Genomic DNA, 26716 nt, shown 5'->3' on the forward strand with positions numbered 1-26716 from the left:
ATTTGTTCAATATAAAATGGTGATTATAATTGAATATTTTTGCTTTAGACTAAGGGTTATCATCATAGTCATGTGCAAGTGAAAGAGAAAATTTTACAAGTTGCTCATATTCCTCCTGCTCCATAATTTCATTCTGTTCTTCAATTTCTGCTTCAGTTAAACCGAATACAGCTTTTCTAACTTTTGTAGCTAGATTTTCCAAATTTTCTTCAAATGAATGAGTACTGAATAATTCTAAATCTTCACAATCATATTTACTTGCTTTTTCCTCTATCTGTTTCATAAAGTCAATGGCTTTGTTTTCGCTTTCAATAAACTTTAATCTAAAATATTGATCTTTTTCTTTTTCAGTTAAAATATGTAAAATATAATACTTTGATGTTAACCCTTCAGGAAGCAAGCAATTAAATAAAAATCCAAATTTACCTTTATAATAATCGTTTAATGTTTTGAAAACATCCCATAAACAAGATAAATAAAATTCTTTTGGATAATTTTTATTTTCATCTTCAAAAGAATCTACATCTAAAAGAGATTGCCATTTATATTTATCCAATAAATGTTTGAGGTAAAATAACTGTGATGGTGGCAATAGTTTCTCATCCATATTTTTTATTTTTTCTAGTTTTTTACATTAATAAGAATAATTTGATAAATCTAATCTAACTTTTGACTAGGAACTAGTTGTGCGATCTGGATCGCATCCAATTCGAGATATGCATTCATGAATGATATTATTTAGATATCTCCGAAAACGATACAAAGTTTGAGCTGTATTATTTAAAATTTCAAGCGATCACGTATGATAGCTGTAAGAAAAACTAGATGAATTATTGTTAAAATTATCTGCTGATATTTTGGGTTATTTAGCCTAAATCTTTTAATTTACCGACTAAATTTCCGTTACTGGTTATCAGTCAACTATCAACCATAATTATGATTGACATCGAACAAATTATCTCTACAGAATATTCTTTACCTCGACAAAATGTTAGTAATGCTTTAGCTTTATGGCAAGAAGGAGCAACTATTCCGTTTATTGCTCGTTATCGTAAAGAAAAAACTGGTTCATTAGATGAAGTGCAACTGAGAAATATTTTTGAACGCTATACTTATTTAACCGAATTAGAGCAACGCAAACAAACTATTTTAGATGCGATCGCTTCTCAAAATAAATTAACAGAATCTCTCCACAATCAAATTAATACTTGTCTCAATAAAACTGAATTAGAAGACCTTTATTTACCTTATAAACCAAAGCGAAGAACTAAGGCTACTATTGCTAAAGAAAAAGGATTAGAACCTTTAGCTCTATTAATTCAATCTTATAATCAACCCAAAACTTCTCCTAATCTATCTTTAACTCAAGCAGCAACTCAATATGTTGATGAGTCTAAAGGCGTAAAAACCGAGGAAGAAGCCTTAAGTGGAGCAGCAGATATTTTAGCGGAATTAGTAGCAGAAAAAGCAGAAATTAGAGCTTATTTACGTGATTATTTGCTCAAACAAGGTGTTTTTGTGGCTCGGATCAAAGATGAGCATCCCGAAGGCAGTACTAAATACGAAATGTATCGCAACTATCAATGCAGCCTCAGCAAAATTCCCCCTCACAATATTTTGGCTTTGTATCGAGGAGAAGCAGAAGGCATTTTAACAGTAGAAATTGCTTTTGAAGAAGCAGAAGTATTAAATTATTTAGAATCACAAGAAATTAACACTAAAGTAGTAGAAATTCGCGATTTTTATCGTAAAATGCTCAAAGATTCTTTTAATCGTTTGATTAAACCTGCTTTAATTAGAGAAGTAAGAGCGGATCGCAAACAATACGCTGACAACGAATCAATTAAAACCTTTGAAGCCAATTTACGCAACTTATTGTTAGCACCTCCCGCAGGAATGAAACCAACTATGGCTATAGATCCTGGGTTTCGGACTGGTTGTAAAGTAGCAATTCTCGATCAAACAGGGCAATTTCTGGAATATCAAGCCATTTTTCCCCATTCTGGTGACCAAAAACGACAACAAGCTGCCAAAATAATCATCAGTTTAATTAACAAATATCAGATAGAATTAATTGCGATCGGTAATGGTACTGCTTCGCGAGAAAGCGATCAGTTTATTTCAGAAATTTTTCAAGATTTAAAGTCTAAACCTATTAAAGTAATTGTTAATGAATCTGGTGCTTCTGTTTATTCTGCTAGTGAAGTAGCACGCGCTGAATTTCCCGATTTAGATGTTACTGTTAGGGGAGCAATTAGTATAGGCAGAAGATTACAAGATCCTTTAGCAGAGTTAGTTAAAATTGATCCCAAATCAATTGGAGTGGGACAATATCAACACGATGTCGATCAAAAATTACTTCAAACTAAATTAGCCGAAACTGTAGAAAGTTGTGTTAATTATGTAGGAGTAGATTTAAATACTGCCTCTAAAGAATTACTAGTGTTTGTTTCAGGAATTACCCCAACAATTGCCAATAATATTGTTAGCTATCGCAATCAAAAAGGTAAGTTTAATAATCGACGAGAGCTACTAAAAATTCCTAAACTGGGAGCAAAAACTTTTGAACAAGCAGCAGGTTTCTTACGCATCCGCGATGGTGATTTTCCTTTAGATAATACAGCCGTTCATCCTGAAAGTTATCCCTTAGTTAAAAAACTACTGACTGCTTTAAACATTCCTTTAGAACAAATCAATCAAGCTGGTAATCGCCTCAATAACCTTAATCTTAATCAATTTATTACTGATACAATTGGTTTACCTACTTTACAAGATGCGATCGCAGAATTAAAAAAACCTGGTAGAGATCCTAGAGAACAATTTCAATACGCAACTTTTAGAGCAGAAATTACAGAAATTACCCATCTTAAACCAGGAATGATTTTAGAAGGTATAGTCACTAATGTAGTGAATTTTGGAGCTTTTGTCGATCTTGGTGTGCATCAAGATGGATTGGTACATATTTCTGAATTAGCGGCTCGATTTGTCTCAGATCCTAATGAAATTATTAAAGTTGGTCAGGTAGTTAAGGTCAAAGTTTTAGATGTTAACGAAAAATTAAAAAGAATTGCTTTATCAATCAAAGCTGTTACAAATCTCAATTAACATGACTTAGTTTCAGTATGAATAACTAGATTGTTTGGAGAACTTTTAATCTGAAGCTGAAACATTAATTTAATCATGACTACAACCAAGATTGGCTGGCAACGGTTGACACTTTTTTCAAAATTTCAATGTGTTAAACTTTTCTCCTTTTGGTTGTCGGGTTTAGCTTGCTTAAGCCATAATCTTCAACCTCTTAAAGCAGAAGTTAATAATTTAGGCAAAATCCCCAAACAACTTCAACAGCCATTAAATCTACCTCAAAATTCAGAATCTCTCTTGAATGTTTCTCCTGCTTCATCTTTACTACCTACACCACCAAATATTCCCCAATCAATTATTGTCAAAAAATTTAAAGTCATTGGCAGTACAGTTTTTACTCAACAAGAATTAGCAGCAGCAACTGCATTTTATCAAAACCGTCCTTTAAGCTTATCCGAACTTTTTCAAGCTCGTTCTGCCATTACTAAATTATATAGCGATCGCGGTTATCTTAATTCTGGTGCTTATATTCCTCCTCAAGAACTTCAAAACGGAGTCGTTACCATTGCTATTAAAGAAGGAGAGTTAGAAGGAATTAATGTGACAGGGACTAAACGCCTCAATCCTAATTACATTGTTTCTCGTTTGCAAACTGCTGGTCAAACACCAGTTAAAGTAGAAGCTCTTTTAGAAGCATTACAAATGCTGCGCCTGAATCCTTTAATTAAAAATATTTCGGCAGAATTATCAGCAGGTGTTCGTCCTGGTACAAGTTTACTAGAAGTTCAGATCGAGGAAGCAGATGCTTTTAGTGTAGAAACAACCTTTGATAATGCTCGTAGTCCTAGCGTCGGCACAAATCGTCGTCAAATTGGTTTAACTCATAAGAATTTGTTTGGTTTTGGTGATCAATTTTCTTTTGGTTACACCAATACTGATGGTAGCGATGCAATTGATTTAGCTTATGCTCTACCACTCAACCCCAAAAATGGTACGCTCAAGTTGGCTTATGGTAATAACTCTAACAATGTCATTGAAAAACCTTTCAATCCTTTAGATATTGAATCCTTATCCCGTTATTATGAATTAAGTTGGCGACAGCCTTTGATTAATCGACCTAATCAAGAACTAGCTTTAGGTTTCTCTTTTTCTCGTCAAGAAAGCGAAACTTCTTTATTAGACATTCCCTTTGCGTTGTCTCGCGGTGCAGATGAAGCAGGAAAAACCAAGATCTCTGCGTTACGTTTGTTTCAAGAGTTGGTTAATCGAGACGAACAACAAGTTTTTGCGTTAAGTTCTCAATTTAGTATTGGATTAGATTGGTTTAATGCTACTTCTAATGAAGATCTTCAGACATATGTAGCATTTGACTCAAACTTAGGTGATGTTTCCTCTCCCGATAGTACCTTTTTTGCTTGGCGAGGACAATCTCAATGGGTGCGTCGTTTAGATGAAGATTTTCTTTTGTTACTACGAGGAGATCTGCAATTAGCCACCACTGCCTTAGTACCATTAGAACAATTTCGTTTGGGTGGAGTAGATAGTGTCCGTGGTTATCGTCAAGATTTATTGTTAGGAGATAACGGCCTATTTGCTTCGGCAGAACTAAGAATTCCACTCTTCCGTGTCCAAAAACTCGATGGAATCATGCAATTGACTCCCTTTTTCGATCTTGGTACAGTTTGGAATAGTGATGATGTTCCAATTGAGCAAGATTTTCTGTCTGCGGTAGGAATTGGTTTAAACTTTTCAGCAGGTAATCGTCTTAATGCTCGTCTCGACTGGGGTATCCCGTTGGTGAATTTAGAAAACTCAGGCAATTCTTTACAGGAAAACGGAGTTTATTTTTCAATCAATTATAATTTCCTTTAAGCGATTATTTGTTGCAAATTTGTATATTCACTCACATTGATTGGGTGGAAAAAGTAGTAAATACGATTCTTAATTAAAAATAAGTTTATTTTTAAAATAATATTTATCAAGTTTAGTGTATATTAAAAATTGTCAGTTTTTAACATTTTCATTTTTTAATTATCCAAACAAAAGTAAATTTTTTGTAAACTAAAACACTATTAATTTATGAAGTCTAAATTAGGAGGTTGATGAATTACTGAGGTTTTTTTGTGAATTTAAAACTTCAATTAAATAATTAATGATTAACTCAGAGCCAAATTTGGCTCTTAAAAATAAAATAAAAATAAAAAATAAGTAAATATACTTGTAGTACTCAGTAGATAATTAGTGATTTATCAATGATTATTACTTTAGTAGCTTATTTAATATAGATTTGCGTCAATGCATTTCTACTACTACATTGACAAAAGCTAAACATAATTGTTTTCTTTTGTTTAACCACGAACTCAAAACATTAGATCTCACAAGCTTATAAGGAATCAAAGTCTATGATAGCTCGGCTTGGTCAAAAGCTTTTGACGCTTAATAACCGTCACTTTTTTTTCTTAGATGCAATTGTATTTTCAATTACTCCTTTATTAAGCATCATTCTTAGACTAGATGGTTTTACTGCTCTAGAAGAATACAAATACGGACTAATAATAGCAACTTTACTTTCTTTAATTGTTAAGTTAACTATTTTTTCTAGTCTTGGTTTTTATAAACGTTATTGGCGATATGCCAGCATTGATGAATTATTACAAATTGCTTGCCTAACAGTTGCAGCAGTAATTGTAGAGACTATTATTTTAAGTATTCTCCAATATTTTATTAGCTCACCTAATTATTTAGTTCCCCGTTCCCTACCTTTGTTAGATGGGATTTTGAGCTTAGTTTTAGTAGGGGGAATTCGCTTTAGTATTCGTGCCACAGAAAGAGCGAGTCAAAACAAAAGAAAATTTACTAAACGCGATCGCATTTTGATTGTTGGTGCAGGAGATGCTGGTGTATCACTATTGCATGAAATCCAAAGAAATCCTAAATTAGGACTTGAACCAGTAGCTTTTCTCGATGACGATCCTTCAAAATTAAACCTCAAAATTCGAGGCATTGTCGTAGTTGGGAATCGTTATGATTTGCCTGAAGTAGTTTCTACTTATAATATTCGGCAAGTCATCATTGCGATGCCAACAGCTTCGGGACAAATAATTCGCGAAATTGTCGATATTTGTCAAGCACTAGGAGTTAAAACCAGTACCCTACCTGGAATTCAAGAAATTCTCAATCATCCTAGTCATCAGATTAAAGTTAATAGTGTTCGAGATATTAATATTGAAGACTTACTCAGAAGAGAACCAATTCAAACTGATGCAGAAAAAGTCTTTCAGTTTTTAGCAGGAAAGAAAGTCCTAGTTACAGGTGCTGGGGGTTCAATTGGTAGCGAACTTTGTCGACAAATTTTTCGTTGTCGTCCCGCAACCATCATTTTGGTTGGACACGGTGAAAACTCTGTGTTTAATATCCAACAGGAATTAGAACAGATCTTACAAATTTTGCGCCAAGAGCCTAAAAATAGTAAACCAATACCCATTTTAATTCCTTTTATTGCTGATTTACGCTTTAAATCGCGTCTAGAACAAGCTTTTAGAAAATTTAAACCAGATATAGTTTTCCATGCTGCTGCTCACAAACACGTTCCTTTAATGGAATTAAATCAGTCAGAAGCAATCACGAACAATGTAGTTGGTACTAAAAATCTGCTTGATTTGGCAATTGAGTATCAAGTGCAGAATTTCGTGATGATTTCTACTGATAAAGCGGTAAATCCTACTAATGTCATGGGAGCTAGCAAAAGAGTCGCAGAAATGTTGGTACTAAAAGCTGCTCAAACTAGTGGTAAACCTTTTGTTGTAGTTCGTTTTGGTAATGTTTTAGGAAGTAGAGGCAGTGTAGTTCCGACTTTTCAAAAACAGATTGCTAAAGGCGGACCGATCACAATTACTCATCCTGAAATTTGTCGCTACTTTATGACGATTCCAGAAGCAGTGCAGTTAGTATTACAAGCTGCGGTTTTAAGTCGTCAAGGGCAAATTTTTATGCTTAACATGGGAAAACCAGTCAAAATAGTCGATCTAGCCAAAGATTTAATTCGTCTTTCAGGTTACGAAGTTGGCAAAGACATTGAGATTATTTTTACTGGATTGCGTCCAGGAGAAAAACTATACGAAGAATTACTGATTCCTGGAGAAGAATATGAACAAACTCAACATCAAAAACTGTTGATCGTCAAAAACGCTAATGAGATGATTCCAGAGAATTTAGATTTAGCGATCGCAAGACTTTGTCAAGCAGCAACAAAACATGATGGCAGTTTAATTTTGTTCTTATTGGAACAGGTAGTTTCTGGTTACAAACCCAATTATTTACCAGAACAAGAACCTAAACATAATAATCGAACTCAATTTAGCTTGATTAATTCTAGTGAAACTTTAGCCGAAATAAATAATAAAATCTTAACTATTGCTAATTTTAATCGACTAAAAACTCAAGACTTAGAACAAGCTTTACAACAAGTTATTAATCGTCAAGAATTACGTTTATATTATCAACCGATAGTTAACTTAGCTACAGGACAAATTTGTGAATTTGAAGCTTTAATACGCTGGCATCATCCTCAGTGGGGAGAACTAACTCCGATTAAATTTCTTCCTTTAGCTGAAGCTTCTGGTTCGCTGATACCAATTACAGAATGGGTCATTAAAGAAGTCTGTCGCCAACTTTATACTTGGCAAAAAGAATTTCCCAATCAACAGTTTTGGAGTGTCAGTATTAATATTCCCAGCATTCAAATTTTGCAACCGAATTTAATCAGACATATTAAATCTTGTTTAAAACAATATGATTTAAAACCTCAGAGTTTAAAACTAGAAATTTCTGAAAATGTCCTGCGAGAAAATCCCTATAGCGCAATGGGAATAGTTTCTCAATTACATAATATTGGGATTCAATTGCAGATCGATAACTTTGGCAGAATTTGTCCGCTTTATAACCAGTTGCACTCTAATTTACTTTACAAACAATTTAACAGAATCAAGATTGATCGTTTTCTAATTAATCGCATTGATAAAGATCTCGAAAGTTTTGAAATAGTTAGTTCTATTGCCAGTAATATAAACAACTTCGGATTAGAAATTGTGGCTACGGGAATTGAAACGAAAATGCAATTACAACAATTAGGAGAAATAAATTGTAGTCACGGACAAGGTTATTTCTTTTCTAGACCAATGACCGTTCAACAATTGCCGAAGTTGCTGCTTGAAAATTTAATACCAAGTCTTTAAATACGACGTTTCTTAATTCTCGTAAGGTAAATTAACACCTTAATTTTTGTTAATAGTTGATAGTTAATGGTTAATTGGCAGAAAGTAAAAAAAAGGTAAAAGACTTAATCTTATTACCTATTCCCTATTAACTGATAACTGGTCACTGATAACTGATAACTGAATAATGGTGTATTTCTGACTTCGAAAATTGCTATAAACCAACAATAAATAGGAAAATTGAGGTGAAGTAAAAGTAGATGAAAATCGAATTGCGATCGCAAAAGATCTTCGATTTATGGAGTAAGTTAACTCGTGGTTCTATCAATAAAAAAATTTTTGGAGCTGCTTTAACTGTTGGTATCTTAACTGCTTTAGTCAAGTTTATTTCTGTAGGTAAAGAACTAGTAGTTGCTTGGAAATTTGGCACTGGAGATCAATTAGATGCATTTTTAATTGCTTTAGTCGTTCCTTCTTTTGTGATTAATGTAGTTGCTGGTTCGTTCCAATCTTCTTTAATTCCTGTATACATCAAAGCTAGAGAGCAGGAAGGACGAATAACTACTCAAAAATTGTTATCAAATATCTTTATTGTAGCGACAATATTTTTAATAGCGATCGCAATTGCTACAGTTTTGATGACTCCTCTCTATCTACCCTTATTGGCATCGGGTTTTTCAACCGAAAAATTAGTTTTGACTGAACGGTTAATTTGGGTAATTTCTCCTTTAATTCTCTTATCTGGAATTGTCAGCATTTGGGGAGGGGTTCTGAATGCAGGAGAACGTTTTGCTCTAGCTGCTTTCTCTCCTGCCACTACTCCCATTGCCACAATAATTTTATTATTCGTTTTTCCTGATTGGGGAATTTTTGCTTTAGCAATAGGGTTACTTTTGGGCAGTCTGGTCGAAATTGCTATTTTAGGCATCGGTTTGCGTCGACAAAAAGTGGAAATAATACCGCGATGGACAGGATTTGATGGTAATTTAACGGAAGTTAGTCGCCAATATTTACCAGTGGTTACTGGTGCTTTTTTAATGTGTAGTGCTAACTTGGTAGACCAATCAATGGCAGCCATGTTACCAGCAGGAAGTGTTTCTGCATTAGGCTATGCCAATCGTGTCATCGCTTTACCTTTAACGTTAATTACTCTAGCTTTAGGTACGGCGGTTATTCCCTATTTTTCTAAAACTATTGCTCAAAAAAATTGGACTCAAGTAGAACGTACTTTTAGATTGTATTTAAAATTAATTTTTGTCAGTACGATTCCTTTGACAATTGCTTTTATAATCGCCTCTAAACTGATAGTTCAATTATTATTCGAGAGAGGTTCTTTTACTGCAGAAGATACTAATATAGTTTACCCCATTCAAATTTGTTATGCTTTGCAAATTCCTTTTTATATTGCTGCAATTTTTGTAGTTAGATTAATTAATTCTTTGGGTATCAATTATTTTTTAGCCTGGGGATCGGCGATTAATTTAATTTTTAATATTGTTGGCAATTATGTTTTGATGGCTTGGTTAGGGGTCAAAGGAATTGCTTTATCTACTAGTTTGGTTTATTTAATTTCTTTTATTTTTTTATATGTAGTAACTAACAAACATTTAAATAAAATATGTTTGCAAAATGAATGAGGACAAACTTAACATCACATTAGTAATTTCAACTCTAAGTAGCGGAGGAGCAGAGCGAGTTTTAGTTTTGTTAGCCGAAGGTTTAATCGCTCAAGGACATCGAGTTACTGTGGTAACTTTTTCCGCTCAAAATAGCGATTTTTATCAATTACCGCCAGAAGCATCTCGTTTAGCTTTGGGAATTATGAGCGAGTCAGCCAACCCAATTGAAGGTTTGATTGCCAATATTCAAAGAATCGGCAGCTTAAAACGTGCGCTCAAATCGACTAAACCGAATGTAGTTATTTCTTTTTTGAGAATAACCAATATCTGTACGATCTTAGCTTGTTTCGGCGCAAAATATCCTGTGATCGTTACTGAACACAACGACCCACAAGTTTTTTCCTATGGCAAAATTTGGGAAACTCTACGACGCTGGACTTATCCTCAATCATCGATGGTAGTCAGTGTTAGTAAAGGAGTAGATAGCAGCCTGAAACCTTTATCGGCAAACAAACGTGCTGTAATCTATAATCCCATTGTAATTGTTGAAAAGACCCAAAGCGATCGCCTTCCAGAATCGGTAGACTCTAGCAAAAACTGGATTGTCAGTATGGGTCGCTTAACCGAACAAAAAGGATTCGATTTATTACTTCAAGCTTTTGGAAAAATTGCACCTTTGTTTCCCGATTGGCAATTACTAATTTTGGGAAAAGGAGAACTGCGAGAAGAGTTAGAAAATCAAAAAAATGCGCTCGGTTTAACCAACAAAGTCGTTTTTACGGGAGCTTTAACCAATCCTGTTCGGGTTTTGAAACAAGCTAAATTTTTCGTCATGGCTTCTCGTAATGAAGGCTTTCCAATGGCTCACGGTGAAGCATTAGCTTGTGGCTTGCCAGTCATTGCAACCGATTGTCCAAGCGGTCCCAGGGAAATGATTCGCCATGAAATAGATGGAATTTTAATACCCAATGGAGATGTATCGGCGTTGGCTACTGCTATGAAAAGTTTGATCACAGATGAGCAAAAACGACGAAGATTGGCTGCTAAAGCTCCAGAAGTAATTCAAAGATTCAATCTAGAACGAATTGTTGAAGAATGGGAAAGTTTGATGTACGGATTAATCAAGGAAAAAATTCAATGACGACTAAAAAACGAATTACTTTTTTTCTAGATGCTCTTCATGGCGGAGGAGCGGAAAAAGCCGTAGTTAAGATGCTTAAAGGCTTATCTCAACGAAATGATTTTGATTTAGATTTGGTTTTAGCTAAGTTAGAAGGCCCATATTTAGACCGCGTACCGAAACAAGTCAGAATCGTTAATTTGAACACTGGCAGAGTTATTACAGCTTTATTTCCTTTAATCAATTATCTCCGCCAAAATCGACCCTGGGCATTAATTGGCAATATGGGTCATGTTAATGTTGTCGCTACGTTGGCTAAAAAACTGTCTGGTATTGATACTAAATTGGTTTTAGTCGAGCAAAATACTTTATCGGCTAGTAAAAGTAACTTAGCAAGAGCAAATTTAGTTCCGCCATTGATGAAATGGCTTTATCCAAGTGCAGATTTAGTTGCTGGGGTTTCTGATGGTGTAGCTAGAGACTTAGAAAATTGTTTGGATTTTCCTACAGGAATGGTTAAAGTCTTACATAACCCTATTGTCGATGACGAATTATTTGCTAACGCTACAGAGCCTTTAGAACATCCTTGGTTTGGCGAAAATCAGCCACCAGTGTTTTTAGCCGTAGGCAGATTGAACCCTCAAAAAGATTTTCCCAATTTATTACAAGCTTTTGCCATGGTTAGACAGAAAAAGTCAGCCCGTTTGATTATTTTGGGCGAAGGAGAATTACGTTCTCAACTAGAAGCAATGGCTATTGATTTGGGAATTAGTGAGGATGTCGCGCTACCAGGTTTTGTGAAAAATCCTTATGCATACATGAGTCGTGCTAGTTGTTTTGTTTTATCTTCTCGCGAAGAAGGATTACCGACAGTGTTAATTGAAGCGATGGCTTGTGGTTGTACTGTAGTTTCTACAGATTGTCCTAGCGGGCCAGAAGAAATTTTAGTCGGTGGTAAATATGGATACTTAGTTCCAATCCAAGATTCGGTTGCTTTATCTGAAGGAATGTTACAAGCACTAGAACATCCTTTAGCTCAAACAACTTTAATTGAACGAGCAAATTGTTTTTCGATTGATTCGGCAGTCGAGCAATATTTGTCTTTTTTAAATTCTATATAATTTGTTTTTTATAAAATAAAAATGAATATTGATTTATCTAAACCACATTTTTCTAGTTCAAATAGGTTTTTATTAACTTATCAATGTTTTATTGCCGTAGTAGCTATAGCAATTTTTTTTACGAAAGCAGATGTATTTTTAGAAAGAAAATATGGAGTACCAATTGCACCTTTGCATTGGATGGCAATCCTCGCGATCGCAATTATCCCTTTAGTTTTAAATTTAAAATCTAAATTAAATTATTTTCCTAAACCTATTTTAATTTGGAGTGGTTTTTATCTAGCCATATCCTGTTTTGGATTGTTAATAGCATCACCTAATGTACCAGGAATACCTTTTGAAACTACTATACAAGATTTAGAAACTAGATGTTTAGCCATCTTTTTTTTATTAATCATGTCGGTTTTATTTACTACCGATAATTTTCGCGTTTTTACCTGGGCAAGAAAAGCTTTTTTCTTAGCAACTTTCTTGGCAATTTTTACGAATATTATTGAATTTATCAATCCCGAAACTATGAAGTTACCTGAATCTGTTGCAGGTAGGGCAGCAGGTTTTTATGTTAATGCTAATGAATCAGCAATGGGATTAATTCTTGGCATGATTTTTAGTATCGTTTTAATTAGTAAAAATTATCGTTTATTGTTTGTTTTATCAGTTTTATTCGGCATATCCCTAACCTTTTCTAGAAGTGGTTTTTTAGGATGGTTTATCGTCATACTGATGTTTAACTTTCACCATCTAGTTAAACGTAAGCAGATTACTTCTCTATTGATCGGAATATTTTTATTGTTTACTACCTTTTTTACTCAAGCAGATAATTTAGCTTATCTTACCAAACCTGATGGTACTTATGTTTTTAATAGTGATACGATCGCTCGAATTCAATGGTTAAAAAATCCAGTTGGGACTGATGATCCTGATCGTAATTCTCGTTTGAATTTGGCTCTTGAGGCTTGGCATAAATTTGAAGCCCATCCTTTTATCGGTAATGGTTTGAGTTCTTCGAGAGAAATAAATAGTCCTTTAAAATTAGAAGAAATCGACCGTTATGGAGAAAGACCTCATAATATCTATTTAGTTAATTTAGTCGAACATGGTTTTTTAGGAATGTTAATTTTTCCTAGTTTAGTATTAGCAATTACTTGGCAAGCAAGAGGTTCAATCAAAGCTTTAGCTCGTACATTTGCTATTTATTATATTATTGTCGGTTTTTTCACTCATACAGTTTTATATGATAATTACTCTTTACTTAGCCTGGCTTTTATTGCTTGTTTGAGTCGATATAGTAATATCAAAGAAAAGAAAAAGTTAATTATAAATAATGTTTAAATTAAGTGTCTATAACTTGTTTGTTTACTATTTAGATGTTCTATTTTATCAATGAAAATTTTTTCTTTCTTTACAAACTTTCGCTGGTTGACAATTATCTTTTTAACAATTTTATTAATACTGGTTAGAACCAAAAATTTGTCATCGAATAATCCGATTGTTTGGGTAACGAGTAACATGGAAAGAATTGGATTAAACGAGCAACCCAACTCTAAATTTAAAAATACTATAGAGCTTTATGCAGCCCGAGGAGAATATGAAGCTTTTCAAATTGTAGTTGGCGCACCAACAAAAAACGTAACTAATGTTAATGTTTCAATTTCTGATCTTTCCAGTGCTAATGAGCAAATTATTAGTAATAAAAATATTACTTTGTATCGAGAACATTATCTTTATATAGACCAACCTAGTACTCAAGAATGGACAAATAATTTAACTTCACGAGTTGGATGGTATGCAGACGGTTTGATTCCTTTTCTCAATCCAGAAACAGGCAAAGACTTAACTGGTGCAAATTTAGATGCAGTTCCTTTTGACCTCAAAAGTGGTGAAAATCAACCAATTTGGGTAGATATATTCGTACCTAGAAACACAAAAGCTGGTCAATATAAAGGTACTTATACAGTAACAAGCGATCGCGGTAAGTTTACAGGAGAAATTAGTTTAACTGTCTGGAATTTTGAATTACCGTTACAACCTTCTTTAAATTCTTCTTTTAGTTTTTGGGAACAAACCAATCAGGAAAACTACATTGAATTGCTTCAGCACAAAATCATGCCGAGAAACGATCTTGATACTATCAAAGATCCAGAATTAATTTCTCAATGGGGTTTAACTTCGGTTAGTCTTCCCTTTTGGAGTGGAGCAAATTATCACAATTGTCGAATGAAACCTGCTCCTTCTTTAGAAGACATTCGTGCTGCTGCTGAGCGAAATCAATCTAATTTACTGAAATATATTTACTCTGTAGATGAAGTTGACCATTGTCCTCAACTATATTCTGCCATTAAAGAATGGGGCAAAAATATTCAACAAGCTGGAGTAAAACATCTGGTAGTCATGACTCCTGTCCCCGAAATTGATGATTTTGTTGATATTTGGGTCGTACAACCTCAATGGTACGATACCGCGACTAACAGAATCAAAGAAGCGATGAATAAAGGAGATCAAATTTGGTTTTATTCTGGTTACGACGCTACTTACTCTCCTCAATGGACAATTGATTCTCAACCAATTGATTTTAGGATTGGGCAAGGTTTTATTAGTCAAAGTTTAGGCATCAAAGGAGTTTTGTATTGGCGCATTGACGATTGGACAGACGAGCCTTGGGAGAAAGTACCAGTATATGTTCATGGGGAAAAGAATTTTCCAGGAGAAGGAATGTTAGTTTATCGAGGAACAGAAGTCGGACTTAAAACAATTGTTCCTTCAATGAGATTGAAATGGATTAGAGAAGGAGTAGAAGATTACGAATACATTGAAATATTAAAGCAATTAGGGTTAGAAAAATGGGCTTTACAAGTAGCTCGTGATGTTGGTGCTGATTGGAGAAACTGGACCAAAAAACCAGCAGAATTAGAGTTAGCTCGAAAAAAATTAGGTGAAAAAATTAATCAAATCTATTCTCAAACTAAACAAACATGAAAAAACTTTTGATTGTTGCGACAATTCCAGAAACTTTAAGCTGTTTTCTTGCACCATTTGTAGAACATTTTCGTTCCCAAGGCTGGCAAGTTGAGGGCATGGCTCAAGATATTTCTGCTAATGCTCAATGCTTAAGTATTTTTGACCGAGTTTGGGATATTAAATGGTCGCGTAATCCTTTAGACCCCAGAAATCTTGTAGTTGCCGTACCCAGAATCAAAGAGGTAGTCGCTCAGGGAAATTACGATCTAATTCATGTTCATACTCCCGTGGCTGCCTTTGTTACTCGCTACGCTCTTAGAAATTGGCGTAAATCTAAACAATTTAAATTAATTTATACTGCTCACGGATTTCATTTTCATTCAGGCGGTAATCCTATTACCAATACCATTTTTTTGAATTTAGAAAAACTAGCAGGAAAATGGACAGATTATTTAATTGTGATTAACCGCGAAGATGAAGCAGCAGCTAAAAAATATCAAATTCTACCTTCAGAACAAATTTACTATACTCCTGGAATTGGTGTAGATACAAATTTTTATAACCCCGATTTAATTTCTTCTCAACCAATTACTAAAGTACGTCAAGAATTAGGATTAACTTCAGAAGATAAATTGTTTTTAGCAGTAGCAGAATTTACTCCTAATAAACGTCATCGAGATATGTTACAAGCCCTGGCAAAACTAAATCGTTCTGATGTTCATTTAGCTTTGGCTGGAGATGGTTTGATTCAAGAAGAATTAGAACAATTTACGTTCCAATTAGGATTACAAAAACAAGTACATTTTTTAGGTTTTCGTACTGATGTACCCGTGTTAATTCGTGCTGCTGTTGCTACCTTGCTTACTTCCAAACGAGAAGGTTTACCTAGAAGTATTATGGAAGCTTTGTGTTTAGAAACTCCTGTCATTGGTACTGATATTCGAGGTATTAGAGATTTATTGTCTGGAGGTTGTGGCATTTTAGTCAAAGTAGGAGATGTTGATGGATTAGCCAAAGCAATGAATTGGATCATTGAACATCCTCAAGAAACTGCTGAGATGGGTAAAAAGGGACGAATTAAAATGACTGAATATGACGTTCGACAAATTATTGACTTGTATCAAAATATCTATAATCAAACCACAAATCAAGCAAATAACTATCAAAAAAATAATCAAAGTATGGTATTAAAATAAATAAATTTTGTTAAAAAATAAATTTAAAAAACTTTTAAGGCAACCACAAATTTATGAAAATCTTATTTGTTATTACTGGATTAGGAACTGGAGGAGCAGAAATGATGCTCTATAAAATTTTATCTCGAATTAATCGGGATAAGTTTGATCCAATAGTTCTTTCTTTGATGGATCGAGGAACATTTGGCGATCGCATTGAGGCTTTAAATATTCCTGTTTATACCCTAAATATAGGGCGAGGACAGTTACCTAACCCTCAGATCATCTGGAAATTAGTTAAGCACATTCATCAACATCAACCAGATTTAATTCAAGGTTGGATGTATCATGCCAATTTAGCAGCACAAGCAGCTAGTTTTTTATCTTTAAAAAAGACTCCTGTTTTATGGAGTATTCATCATTCTATTCCTGATTTAAAATTAGAAAAACCTAGTCTACAAGCTATTATAAAACTATCTGCCCTAACCTCTAAATTTATTAAAAAAGCTGTTTTTTCTTCTCAAACTAGTCAATTACAACATCAAAAGTTAGGCTATCCTCCAGGAAAAACTTATTTGATTCACGATAGTTTTAATACTGATTTATTTCAACCTTCCTCAGAAGCCAAAATTAGTGTTTGTCAGGAATTAAATATATCAACAGAATCTTTATTAATTGGTTTGATTGCTCGTTTTCATCCCATGAAAGATCAAGACAATTTTTTACAAGCAGCTTCCTTAATTACTAATAATTATCCTGAAACACATTTTATTTTAGTTGGACCAGAAGTAACTCCAGAAAATTATTTTTTATCTCAGAAAATTAAAGAATTAAATCTCGGCAATTGTGTTCACTTATTAGGAGAACGTCACGATACTCCTCGTTTAACTGCTGCTTTAGATATTGCAACTTTATGCTCAGCTTTTGGAGAAGCTTTTCCTAATGTTGTAGGCGAAGCGATGTGTTGTGAAGTTCCTTGTGTAGTTACAGATGTTGGCGATGCAGGTTTAATTGTAGGGGATGTAGGTAAAGTCATCCCGCCTAAAAATTCAGAAGCATTAGCTAAAGCTTGGCAAGAAATGATCGAATTAGGAAACGAAGGCAGAAATAATTTAGGCAGACAAGCAAGAGAAAGAATTGAGCAAAACTTCTCTTTAGATTCAGTTAATTCTGCTGTTCATAAATACGAAAATTTGTATTTAAGCATTTTAGCTAATAAAAATTAAGTCGATTAATAATAAATTTTTTTCTGATATTTTTATCATGTTGATCAGTCAAATCATTAAATATCTTTTAGACCGATTAATTGCTGCGATCGCTCTACTGCTTTTTTCTCCTGTAATTTTGTTTGTTGCGATCGCTGTTTATCTTAACATGGGTAGTCCAGTCATCTTTGCCCAAAACCGTCCAGGGAAACATGGTCGTATTTTCAAATTTTATAAGTTTCGTACCATGACCGATGCGCAAGATGCTGAAGGCAATTTACTTCCCGATGAAGAACGTCTGACAGAGTTTGGTCAGTTTCTCCGTCGTACTAGTTTAGATGAACTACCTCAACTTTGGAATGTTTTGAAAGGAGACATGAGTTTTGTTGGTCCTCGGCCTCTATTGGTACGTTATCTAAACCGTTATACCCCAGAACAGGCTCGTCGTCATGAAGTAACACCAGGAATTACAGGCTGGGCGCAAATCAATGGTCGTCGTCAATTAGATGGAGATTGGGAAAAGAAATTTCAACTCGATGTTTGGTATGTCGATCATTGGAATTTATGGCTAGACTTAAAAATTTTGTTAATGACAATTTTGGTGGTTTTCAAGCGTGAAGATATTAGCCAAGAGGGTCATGCTACGGGAGAAGAATTTTTTGGTAATCAAAAAAGTTAGTAGAGATGTAACATGTTACGTCTGTACAATTGAACGCAAATTTTTGAACAATGCAAAGATGGGAAGTTGGTTCGGATTTTGATTGGTCAGAAAAAATATTAATGTCATCACCATCATCTTTTTGGATGCCCAATCACTATCAACTATTTTCGACTACAACAGCTAGCCTTTTAGCTCTTAAACCTTTACTGCAAAAACAATCTCAACAACGAATCAGAATTCATGTACCATCCTTTTACTGCATGAGTCTAGTTAGTAAATTACAAACTGCTTTTGAGGTTCATTGGTATCAAGATTTACCAACTAAATTTGCTCCTGATTTCAATAGTTTGAAAGTATCACCAGGAGATGTAGTAATAGCAGTTAATTTATTTGGCATCAAAACACAACAACTCTGGCAAGAATGGCAGCAACAAAATCAAGATGTGATTTTAATTGAAGATCATACACATGATCCTGTTTCTAATTGGGCAAAAAATAGCACTGCCGATTATGTAGTTGCGTCTTTGCATAAAACCCTTCCTATTCCTGATGGAGGAATCTTTTGGTCGCCTAAAAATCTACCTTTAACTAAACCTTTTGGTCATGAATCTCCTGGATCTTATAAAAGATTGACTAGCATGATTTTAAAGCATAGTTATCTTAATGGCTTGGCAGTTAATAAAGATGATTATCTTCAACTGAGTGTTGAGGGTCAAAATGAACTAGATGATGAAACTAATTCAGTTATTTCAGCTTTTACTAAGAATATTTTAAATTTTCTTGATCTTGACAAGTATCGCCAACAAAGAGCAAGCAATATTAGTGAATTTATCCAGTTAAATATTCAAAATCCAAGTCTTTATTGGCAACCTTTATTTGACAGTTGGTCAGCCGAAACTGTTCCGTTTAATAGCATTATAGTTTGTTCAAATCAACAAATTAGAGATAGTTTAAGAAGATATTTAATTAGTCACAATATTTTTCCTGCGATTCACTGGCGACAGCCAGACCAAGGAGTTGCTTTTGATGATTTAGATGCGATCGCTTTATCAGAAAAGATTTTAACTATTCCTACCGATCAAAGATACAATTCTGATGATATTTTTCGTATTTTTGAAATTCTTGATAATTTTCATCCTTAAACAATAATCATACAATCTTAAAAAAATATGAACGAATCTTTAAAAACTAAATTAGTTGAAAAAAATCAATTCAAATTTTATTTATCTTCTCAACAACTAGAATTATTACCCACAGATGAAGAAGTCAGTTTTTATCAAGAACATGGCTGGTTTATTACTAAACAAAAAGTTATTCCAGATGAAATAATTGACCAAGCAATTATTGGCAGTCAAAAATTTTATCGAGGAGAAATAGATGCAGAAATTCCCTATAAAACTGGCTATAGTGATTGGAAACCTGGAGATGGTGATGCAGTTCGGAATAATCAACACGTTTCTTATCGCCAAAAAGAATTAAAAAAGCTAATGCTTCAACCAATCATTGGTGCGATCGCAGCTAGATTAGCTGGTACAACAGAAATTAGATTATTTGAAGATACCCTAGTTTACAAAGCTCCTGTAACTAAAGAAAATGAAGGGGGTGTAGTGGGATGGCATACTGATTATTCTTACTCTTCTAACTGTACATCCAAAAAAATGCTTTCCGCTTGGATTCCATTTCATGATCTCAGCCTGGAAAGATCACCATTAATAGTGATCGATGGCAGTCATAAATGGTCAAACACAGAACATTTACGTTATTTCAATTCTCAAAATCTTCAACAAATAGCACAACAATTTGCCCAGGAAGGAAGAAAAATTGTAGAAGTACCAATGCTGTTAAAAAAGGGTCAAATTAGTTTTCACCATAGTTATACAATTCATGGTAGCTATCCCAATCACTCCAATCTTCCTCGTCAAGCATTTGCCCTATACTTACAAGACCGAGATAATCATTATCAACCTTATTGGAATAATGGTGTAGAAATTCATCATTTTTTAGAATCAATGTGTCGCAAATTGCCTAACGGAGAACCAGATTTTAGCGATCCTGATATTTTTCCTGTCATTTGGTCAAAATAATTCAATTACAAATATCAAAAAAATTCAAAACTATTATGATCTTCTCTAACCAAAAAAATCTTCATAATCCTGCATCCATTAAAAGAAAAATTTATCTGTTTGTAAGTGAAAGGACTTTTCCCGAACTGATTAAGGAGATTTTGAATAACGGTTTTCCTTTATTTCGTCGATTAGTAGGCTTATACTTTGATAAAAAATTTGATCGCAAATATAACGTTGATACTTGCGGTTCTATTCATTTGCAGGAACTTACCATAGATAGCAACAATGTTAAATCTGGTACTATTTACGATCCTATACCGATTAAAACCCTTAAAACTCTCTTTTCATATCTTCCTTACAATTTAAGTGAATATAATTTTATAGATTTTGGTTCTGGAAAAGGACGAGCTTTATTGGTAGCTTCTGACTATCCTTTTCGCAAAATTATCGGCGTTGAATTTGCTCATGAGTTACATCAAGTTGCACTAAGTAACCTTGAACAGTACAACAATCCGAAACAAAAATGTTTTGATATTGAATCTATTTGTGTTGATGCAGTTAACTTCCCCATTCCTCAGGGCAAATGTCTATTTTTCTTTTTTGCTCCTTTCGGTTCGGATATTTTTTCAAAAGTAATAGAAAATATTCAGAAATCTTATACTGATTCTCCCAGAAATATGTTGATTTTATATGTTACAGACCCGATCACAGACCCGCTTCCTGTTGATGAAATTAGAAGCTGTAGTTTGTTTGAAAAGATAAATGGAGGCTATCTCCCTTTAGATCTAGCTCAAAGATATACTCTGTATTACGAATTGTATCAAGCCAACTAAGATGCCATTTCACCTATAACAATGAAATCTCAAATAATAGATCTATTTAATCCTTTATGGCGAGAAATATTACAACAAGTTCGCCATGATATTTATCAACTTCCAGAATATATTGCCTTGGAAGCAAGTAGAAACAGTGGGTTACCAGAAGCGATCGCTATTTTTGACAAAGATCAAATATTTTTTGTGCCTTATTTACTCTCTCAATACGAAGAAGATATTTTCGATCTTAAGTCTCCCTACGGTTATCCAGGAATTTTATTAAGTTCAGCAGCGATCGCTTCTCCAGAATTTATCGCTCAAGCTTGGCAGGAATTTAAGGAAATTTTGTACCAAAAAAATGTCTGTTCGGTTTTTTTAAGAATGCATCCAATTCTGAACGAAAACTTTGAGCAACTTTTTCCTCCAGGCAGTTTTACTCCCAATGGAGAAACGGTTTCCATCGATCTGAGAATTCCCGAAGCTCAATTATGGTCCCATACACGCAAAGGACACAAAAGTACAATTAATAAAGGCAAAAAATTAGGCATGGAAGCAAAATTTGTGCCAATAGAACCATATATTGACGAATTTACCACAATTTATCAAGAAACAATGGCAAGAGTCCAGGCTACTGATAGTTACTATTCTTTTGACCGCAACTATTATCAGCAGATGTCCCAAGCTTTGGGAGAAAAACTACATCTGTGTATTGTTGAATATGAAAGCGAAATAGCCTGTGCAGGTTTATATACAGAAGTTTGTGGCATTGTCCAAAGTACTTTAGGAGGTACAAAAGATAAATTTGTTCATCTTTCTCCCAGTAGTTTAGAAACTGATTACGCTCGCTATTGGGCGCATCGACGCGGTAATGAATTTTTACACTTGGGTGGTGGCGTTGGTGGTACAGAAGATGCTGTTTATAACTTTAAAGCAGGTTTTTCTAAGCTGAGACATCAGTTCAATACAATGCGATTAATTACTAATCAAAAAAAATATGATTATTTGGTTCAATTGCGAGCTAAAAAACTGAATATTGCTCCTGAAAAACTTTATCAATCTAATTTTTTTCCAGCCTATCGTGCTTTTTTTAATTAACAGTTATTAGTTTAAATCAAAAATTTTTATGAAAATTCTTTTTCCTATCGCCAGGGCAGATACAATTGCTGGTGCGCAAGTTCATGTTAAAGACTTAGCGATCGCTCTTCAACAAGATCGACATCAAGTTTTAGTAGTTACGGGAAAAACAGGAATCTATAATCTAGTTTTAGAACAAGCTGGAATCAAATCGATTGCTTGTGAAACTCTAGAACAAAAAATTTCCCCGATTCAAGATCTTGCTTCATTAAGGTTTTTAATCAAAACGATTCGTCAGTTTCAACCTGATTTAATTGCAGCCCATTCAAGCAAAACAGGAGTGTTAGGACGATTAGCTGCAAAAATAACCAATAAACCTTGTGTTTTTACTGCTCATAATTGGTCTTTTACCTTAACTTTAACTGAACCCGGTCGTACAATCTATCAAGTGATTGAACAATTTTTAGAACCTTTAACAGCTAAAATTATTTGTGTTTCCGAATCCAGTCGCCAAATTGGCATCAAATCAGGAATGAATCCAGAGCGATTAGTAACTATTTACAATGGAATGCCAGATATTTCTGTACCTTTCCAAGTTAATCTCAGTTACACTAAACCAATCAAAATTTTGATGGTAGCTAGATTTGCTCAACCGAAAGATCATTTTAGTCTCATTAAAGCATTTAAAGACATTCCAGCAGCAGAATTAATTTTGGTAGGAGACGGACCTGATCTAGAAAAGATTAAAACTCAAGTTGCTCAATGGGGAATAGCAGAAAAAGTCAAGTTTATGGGATTTTGTAATGATGTTGCAGATATTTTAGCTCAAGCGCAAATTTTTACCTTAATATCTGATTCTGAAGGTTTACCTTGCAGTATTATCGAAGCTATGCGAGCAGGTTTACCCGTAGTAGCTTCTGAAGTAGGTGGTATTCCAGAAATAGTCCTTGATAAAGTAACTGGTTATATTATTCCCAGAGGCGATGTCAATCAACTACACCAACGACTGTTAGAACTAGTTAACAATGCTCAATTACGTCAAAATATGGGCAAAGCAGGTCGTCTAAGGTATGAATCAAATTTTACCTTTGAGCAAATGTATCAAAAAACTTTAAAAGTATACGAACAAGTGATTCTTACTGGAAAAATTACGGGAAAATACTTACATAGTTAGGACTTACACAGTAAGAACAAAATTATGTCATTCTGAACACCAGTGAAGAATCTAAAACCTTTATTTTACGTAAGTCCTGATAGTTATTTAAAACTCGCTTAATAAGTTATGAAAGTTTTAATTACTGGCGCAACAGGTTTTATCGGTAGTCATTTAATCCCTAGATTAAACCTAATCAACAACTGTCAACTGATAGCAGCAATTCGTAATCAAGATAGTCAACCAAAATTATCAACCACAGTAAAAACAATCATTGTGGGAGAAATTGATGGTGATACTGATTGGAGTCAAGCTCTTATAGGAATAGATGCCGTAATTCATTTAGCAGCCCGCGCTCATATTTTACAGGAACAAGTTCCAGACCCAGAAGCAGAATTTATACGAGTCAATACTCAAGGAACAGCCAATTTAGTTCAACAATCAATTCAAGCAGGAGTAAAACATTTTATTTTTATTAGTTCTATAGGTGCAGTTGCTACTTTAAGTAATCAAATTTTGACAGAAGAAACTCCACCCCAACCAGATACAGCCTATGGACGCAGCAAATTAAAAGCTGAACAAGCTTTAATTGAATTAGCAAGTAATACTAATATGACTTGGACTATCCTTCGTCCTACATTGGTTTACGGTGCTGGTAATCCAGGCAACATGGCAAGTTTACTTAAATTAGTTAAATCGGGTTTACCCTTACCGCTCAAATCAGTCAAAAATCGTCGTAGTTTTCTCTATGTCGGCAATTTAGTTGATGCGATCGCTATTTGTTTGACTAATCCCCATGCCAAAAATCAGCTATTTTTGATTAGTGATACCCAAGCTCTTTCTACTCTAGAATTGATTGAGCAAATTGCCAATTCTTTAAATACCCGTTCTATTCTTATTCCTGTGTCTCCTATGGTGTTAAAATTTCTGGGTTATTTGGGAGATTTAATTACTTATATAATCAAGCGAAAATTACCTATTAACAGTGTAATTATTAACCGATTGTTAGGCTCTTTGGTGGTAGACAGTAATTATCTTTATAAAACTCTTAATTGGCAACCACCTTACACAATTAAACAAGGGATTGCTCAAGGTTTACTATAGCAATTTTATTTGATGTATAAATTAATTTTGCTCACCTACTTATGACTATGATTGTTTTATTAATTTTAAGCTTTACTTTGAGTGTAAATATTACTTTTGTACTCAAAAAATATTTTAATCAAAAACTTCTCGATATTCCTAATGAACGAAGTTCTCATCATAAACCTATTCCTCGTGGAGGTGGCTTGGGTTTTTTGCTCGCTTTTACTATTACAGGATTTATTGTTACAGTTTTAATCAATTTTTTTCCTCAAATTACTTCTCAACAATTATTTAACTTAAACTTTGTTAAATTCTTAATTGCGATCGCGCCTGTAGCTATTATTGGTTTTATTGATGATCGCGGTGACGTACCTGCCCGAATTAGATATTTAGTGCAGTTAATTACAGCAATTATTATTATTATTAGTTTTGGTGAAGCACCTCTTCCTAAACTATCAAACTTTGATTCGGTTAATTTTTTGATTACTTTTAGTTTTACCCTAATCGGCATTACCGCCCTGATTAATTTCTACAATTTTATGGATGGATTAGATGGTTTAGTTGCTGGTGTTACTACTATTCAATTAAGTTTTTTAGCCATTTATCTTCATCAATCCTGGTTATGGTTACTTGTGTCCGCTTTAATCGGTTTTTTATATTGGAATTGGTCACCAGCTAAAATTTTTATGGGAGATGTAGGTAGTACCGCATTAGGAGCAACAATTCCGATTGCTCTTTTAAATAGTAGTTATTCTAACTATCTCCAAGCTTGGTCAGCTTTTAGTATTACTTTTCCCTTAATTGGAGATGCCATTTATACTCTGCTTCGTCGTTTTTGGCGAGGAGAAAATATATTTCAAGCTCATCGCAGTCATCTTTATCAACGTTTACAACAGTCTGGTTGTTCTCATCAACAAGTTGCCTTAATCTACATGGGATTAACTTTACTTTGCGCTATTGTTGATAGTGTGCTAGGGTTTGAGGGAATCAAAATCAACTTAATTCTTAGTTTAATGGCGATCGCTGTTGGAGAAATTTATCTGCAATCAAAAACTCCACTGCAAACTTGACTATACTTGATCAATCAAGAATAAAATCAGCTTAAAAATATCAACTGTATCAGTACAAAAGATAAACACATGACTAGACCGATTCTACTCTCTACCCCCCATATCGGAGATAGAGAATTGGAATTTGTTCGAGAAGCTTTTGACACTAATTGGATTGCCCCAGTAGGACCTCATGTAGATGCTTTTGAACAAGAATTTTGTCAAACAATTGGTGCAAAATATGCAGCAGCATTATCTTCTGGAACAGCAGCTTTACATTTAGCTCTTAAATTAGTTGGAGTTGAACCAGCAGATGAAGTATTTTGTTCTACCTTGACTTTTGTCGCTAGTGCTAATCCAATTATTTATTTAGGTGCAACACCTGTTTTTATCGATTGCGATCGCGTATCTTGGAATATGGATCCTAATTTATTACAGGAAGCTCTAGATCAACGAGCTAAACGAGGAAAATTACCTAAAGCAGTAGTTTTAGTTCATTTATACGGTCAAAGTGCTGACATCGAACCAATTTTAACAGCTTGTAATCGCTACAATATTCCTTTGATTGAAGATGCAGCCGAAGCTTTGGGTGCAACCTATCAAAGCAAATCTCCTGGTACGATGGGACGGATTGGAATTTTTTCTTTTAATGGTAATAAAATTATTACTACTTCTAGCGGAGGAATGTTAATCTCCGAAGATGAAAATTTAGTCGCCAAAGCTCGTTTTCTAGCAACCCAAGCTCGCGACCCTTTTCCTCATTACGAACATTCTGAAATAGGTTACAACTACCGTCTAAGTAATGTTTTAGCTGGTATTGGTCGTGGTCAATTGCTTGTGCTTAAAGATAGAGTTGCAGCTAGACGACATAATTTTTCTCTTTATTACCAAGCATTATCTAATTTGCCTGGAATAAAATTTATGCCTGAAGCTTCTTATGGCAGATCTACTCGTTGGCTTACTTGTATTACCATTGACCCTAAAAAATTTGGCAGTGACAGAGAAAAAATTCGTGATCAACTACAGCAACAACAAATAGAAACTCGTCCTGTTTGGAAACCCCTTCATCTACAACCAGTATTTAAAGATTGTGAATGTATTAATGGTGCCATAGCACAAGAATTATTTGAAACTGGTCTTTGTTTACCTTCGGGTTCTAATTTAACTGAAACAGATATTTATCAGGTAATTGATGCGATTAAACTTTGTTGTACTTATTAAAATGTAGTTTTTTACACCTTTTTTTTTTAATATAGCCATTTAAGCGTTAACTAAAGATTAAATAAATTTAACCATTAACTTTTCGCTCAATAAAGA

At 34.1% G+C, this 26716-nt stretch carries 20 protein-coding genes; 19 read left to right on the top strand and 1 reads right to left on the bottom strand.

All coding sequences use genetic code 11. The annotated features are described in order from the left end of the window. Positions 1–49: 49 nt before the first annotated feature. Positions 50–607, bottom strand: coding sequence for a hypothetical protein (locus STA7437_RS20425; protein ID WP_015195287.1), 558 nt, complete (start codon positions 605–607; stop codon positions 50–52). Positions 608–936: 329 nt separating this feature from the next. Between STA7437_RS20425 and STA7437_RS20430 the strand changes: the two genes are divergently transcribed. The 19 genes from STA7437_RS20430 (at position 937) to STA7437_RS20520 (ending at position 26620) form a co-directional block, all read left to right on the top strand. After that, the gene (locus STA7437_RS20430; protein ID WP_015195288.1) at positions 937–3105 is read left to right on the top strand and encodes a Tex family protein; all 2169 of its coding nucleotides are present in this window, start codon (positions 937–939) and stop codon (positions 3103–3105) included. Between the two features lie 75 nt (positions 3106–3180). After that, positions 3181–4956, top strand: coding sequence for a ShlB/FhaC/HecB family hemolysin secretion/activation protein (locus STA7437_RS20435; protein ID WP_015195289.1), 1776 nt, complete (start codon positions 3181–3183; stop codon positions 4954–4956). Positions 4957–5486: 530 nt separating this feature from the next. Next, a complete protein-coding gene (locus STA7437_RS20440; protein ID WP_015195290.1) occupies positions 5487–8318 on the top strand; it encodes a polysaccharide biosynthesis protein in 2832 nt (943 codons plus the stop codon). A gap of 239 nt (positions 8319–8557) precedes the next feature. Then, positions 8558–9934, top strand: a complete 1377-nt coding sequence (gene murJ / locus STA7437_RS20445; protein WP_015195291.1) for a murein biosynthesis integral membrane protein MurJ — start codon at positions 8558–8560, stop codon at positions 9932–9934. Next, entirely contained in the window at positions 9927–11057 is a 1131-nt protein-coding gene (locus STA7437_RS20450; RefSeq protein WP_015195292.1) for a glycosyltransferase family 4 protein, read from the top strand. The genes murJ and STA7437_RS20450 overlap by 8 nt, the downstream gene beginning before the upstream one ends. After that, complete coding sequence (locus STA7437_RS20455; protein WP_041620246.1) at positions 11054–12157, top strand: glycosyltransferase; 1104 nt, start codon at positions 11054–11056, stop codon at positions 12155–12157. Before STA7437_RS20450 ends, STA7437_RS20455 begins: the two co-directional genes overlap by 4 nt. A 21-nt stretch (positions 12158–12178) precedes the next feature. Continuing rightward, on the top strand, positions 12179–13489 hold the full coding sequence (locus STA7437_RS20460) for an O-antigen ligase family protein (RefSeq protein WP_015195294.1): 1311 nt from the start codon (positions 12179–12181) through the stop codon (positions 13487–13489). Between the two features lie 177 nt (positions 13490–13666). After that, positions 13667–15133, top strand: coding sequence for a DUF4091 domain-containing protein (locus STA7437_RS20465; RefSeq protein ID WP_216087067.1), 1467 nt, complete (start codon positions 13667–13669; stop codon positions 15131–15133). Further along, a complete protein-coding gene (locus STA7437_RS20470; protein ID WP_015195296.1) occupies positions 15130–16311 on the top strand; it encodes a glycosyltransferase family 4 protein in 1182 nt (393 codons plus the stop codon). The genes STA7437_RS20465 and STA7437_RS20470 overlap by 4 nt, the downstream gene beginning before the upstream one ends. Before the next feature lie 53 nt (positions 16312–16364). After that, positions 16365–17516 (top strand): glycosyltransferase, encoded by a 1152-nt coding sequence (locus STA7437_RS20475; RefSeq protein ID WP_015195297.1) that lies wholly within the window; start codon positions 16365–16367, stop codon positions 17514–17516. A 37-nt stretch (positions 17517–17553) separates the two neighbouring features. Further along, entirely contained in the window at positions 17554–18174 is a 621-nt protein-coding gene (locus STA7437_RS20480) for a sugar transferase (RefSeq protein WP_015195298.1), read from the top strand. Positions 18175–18224: 50 nt separating this feature from the next. Further along, entirely contained in the window at positions 18225–19298 is a 1074-nt protein-coding gene (locus tag STA7437_RS20485; protein WP_015195299.1) for a hypothetical protein, read from the top strand. Between the two features lie 27 nt (positions 19299–19325). Next, positions 19326–20240: a phytanoyl-CoA dioxygenase family protein gene (locus STA7437_RS20490; protein ID WP_015195300.1), complete on the top strand. Its 915-nt coding sequence runs from the start codon at positions 19326–19328 to the stop codon at positions 20238–20240. Between the two features lie 35 nt (positions 20241–20275). Further along, positions 20276–21055 (top strand): hypothetical protein, encoded by a 780-nt coding sequence (locus STA7437_RS25080; protein WP_015195301.1) that lies wholly within the window; start codon positions 20276–20278, stop codon positions 21053–21055. A 21-nt stretch (positions 21056–21076) separates the two neighbouring features. Then, positions 21077–22132 carry a peptidoglycan bridge formation glycyltransferase FemA/FemB family protein gene (locus STA7437_RS20500; protein ID WP_015195302.1) on the top strand — a complete coding sequence of 352 codons (1056 nt, stop codon included), beginning with the start codon at positions 21077–21079 and terminating at the stop codon, positions 22130–22132. A gap of 28 nt (positions 22133–22160) precedes the next feature. Continuing rightward, positions 22161–23285, top strand: a complete 1125-nt coding sequence (locus tag STA7437_RS20505) for a glycosyltransferase family 4 protein (protein WP_015195303.1) — start codon at positions 22161–22163, stop codon at positions 23283–23285. A gap of 108 nt (positions 23286–23393) precedes the next feature. Next, a complete protein-coding gene (locus tag STA7437_RS20510; RefSeq protein WP_015195304.1) occupies positions 23394–24368 on the top strand; it encodes an NAD-dependent epimerase/dehydratase family protein in 975 nt (324 codons plus the stop codon). Positions 24369–24409: 41 nt separating this feature from the next. Further along, positions 24410–25420: an MraY family glycosyltransferase gene (locus STA7437_RS20515; protein WP_015195305.1), complete on the top strand. Its 1011-nt coding sequence runs from the start codon at positions 24410–24412 to the stop codon at positions 25418–25420. A 69-nt stretch (positions 25421–25489) separates the two neighbouring features. Then, positions 25490–26620, top strand: a complete 1131-nt coding sequence (locus STA7437_RS20520; protein WP_015195306.1) for a DegT/DnrJ/EryC1/StrS family aminotransferase — start codon at positions 25490–25492, stop codon at positions 26618–26620. Positions 26621–26716 lie beyond the last annotated feature (96 nt).

It is taken from the genome of Stanieria cyanosphaera PCC 7437, from assembly GCF_000317575.1.
Taxonomy (GTDB): domain Bacteria; phylum Cyanobacteriota; class Cyanobacteriia; order Cyanobacteriales; family Xenococcaceae; genus Stanieria; species Stanieria cyanosphaera.

Coding starts and splice junctions, on each gene's coding strand:
- murJ (WP_015195291.1), top strand. CDS start 8,558: ATGAAAATCGAATTGCGATCGCAAAAGATCTTCGATTTATGGAGTAAG.
- STA7437_RS20505 (WP_015195303.1), top strand. CDS start 22,161: ATGAAAATTCTTTTTCCTATCGCCAGGGCAGATACAATTGCTGGTGCG.
- STA7437_RS20520 (WP_015195306.1), top strand. CDS start 25,490: ATGACTAGACCGATTCTACTCTCTACCCCCCATATCGGAGATAGAGAA.
- STA7437_RS20460 (WP_015195294.1), top strand. CDS start 12,179: ATGAATATTGATTTATCTAAACCACATTTTTCTAGTTCAAATAGGTTT.
- STA7437_RS20455 (WP_041620246.1), top strand. CDS start 11,054: ATGACGACTAAAAAACGAATTACTTTTTTTCTAGATGCTCTTCATGGC.
- STA7437_RS20425 (WP_015195287.1), bottom strand. CDS start 607: ATGGATGAGAAACTATTGCCACCATCACAGTTATTTTACCTCAAACAT.
- STA7437_RS20510 (WP_015195304.1), top strand. CDS start 23,394: ATGAAAGTTTTAATTACTGGCGCAACAGGTTTTATCGGTAGTCATTTA.
- STA7437_RS20515 (WP_015195305.1), top strand. CDS start 24,410: ATGACTATGATTGTTTTATTAATTTTAAGCTTTACTTTGAGTGTAAAT.
- STA7437_RS20430 (WP_015195288.1), top strand. CDS start 937: ATGATTGACATCGAACAAATTATCTCTACAGAATATTCTTTACCTCGA.
- STA7437_RS20450 (WP_015195292.1), top strand. CDS start 9,927: ATGAATGAGGACAAACTTAACATCACATTAGTAATTTCAACTCTAAGT.
- STA7437_RS20475 (WP_015195297.1), top strand. CDS start 16,365: ATGAAAATCTTATTTGTTATTACTGGATTAGGAACTGGAGGAGCAGAA.
- STA7437_RS25080 (WP_015195301.1), top strand. CDS start 20,276: ATGATCTTCTCTAACCAAAAAAATCTTCATAATCCTGCATCCATTAAA.
- STA7437_RS20465 (WP_216087067.1), top strand. CDS start 13,667: ATGGAAAGAATTGGATTAAACGAGCAACCCAACTCTAAATTTAAAAAT.
- STA7437_RS20485 (WP_015195299.1), top strand. CDS start 18,225: ATGCAAAGATGGGAAGTTGGTTCGGATTTTGATTGGTCAGAAAAAATA.
- STA7437_RS20480 (WP_015195298.1), top strand. CDS start 17,554: ATGTTGATCAGTCAAATCATTAAATATCTTTTAGACCGATTAATTGCT.
- STA7437_RS20490 (WP_015195300.1), top strand. CDS start 19,326: ATGAACGAATCTTTAAAAACTAAATTAGTTGAAAAAAATCAATTCAAA.
- STA7437_RS20440 (WP_015195290.1), top strand. CDS start 5,487: ATGATAGCTCGGCTTGGTCAAAAGCTTTTGACGCTTAATAACCGTCAC.
- STA7437_RS20435 (WP_015195289.1), top strand. CDS start 3,181: ATGACTACAACCAAGATTGGCTGGCAACGGTTGACACTTTTTTCAAAA.
- STA7437_RS20470 (WP_015195296.1), top strand. CDS start 15,130: ATGAAAAAACTTTTGATTGTTGCGACAATTCCAGAAACTTTAAGCTGT.
- STA7437_RS20500 (WP_015195302.1), top strand. CDS start 21,077: ATGAAATCTCAAATAATAGATCTATTTAATCCTTTATGGCGAGAAATA.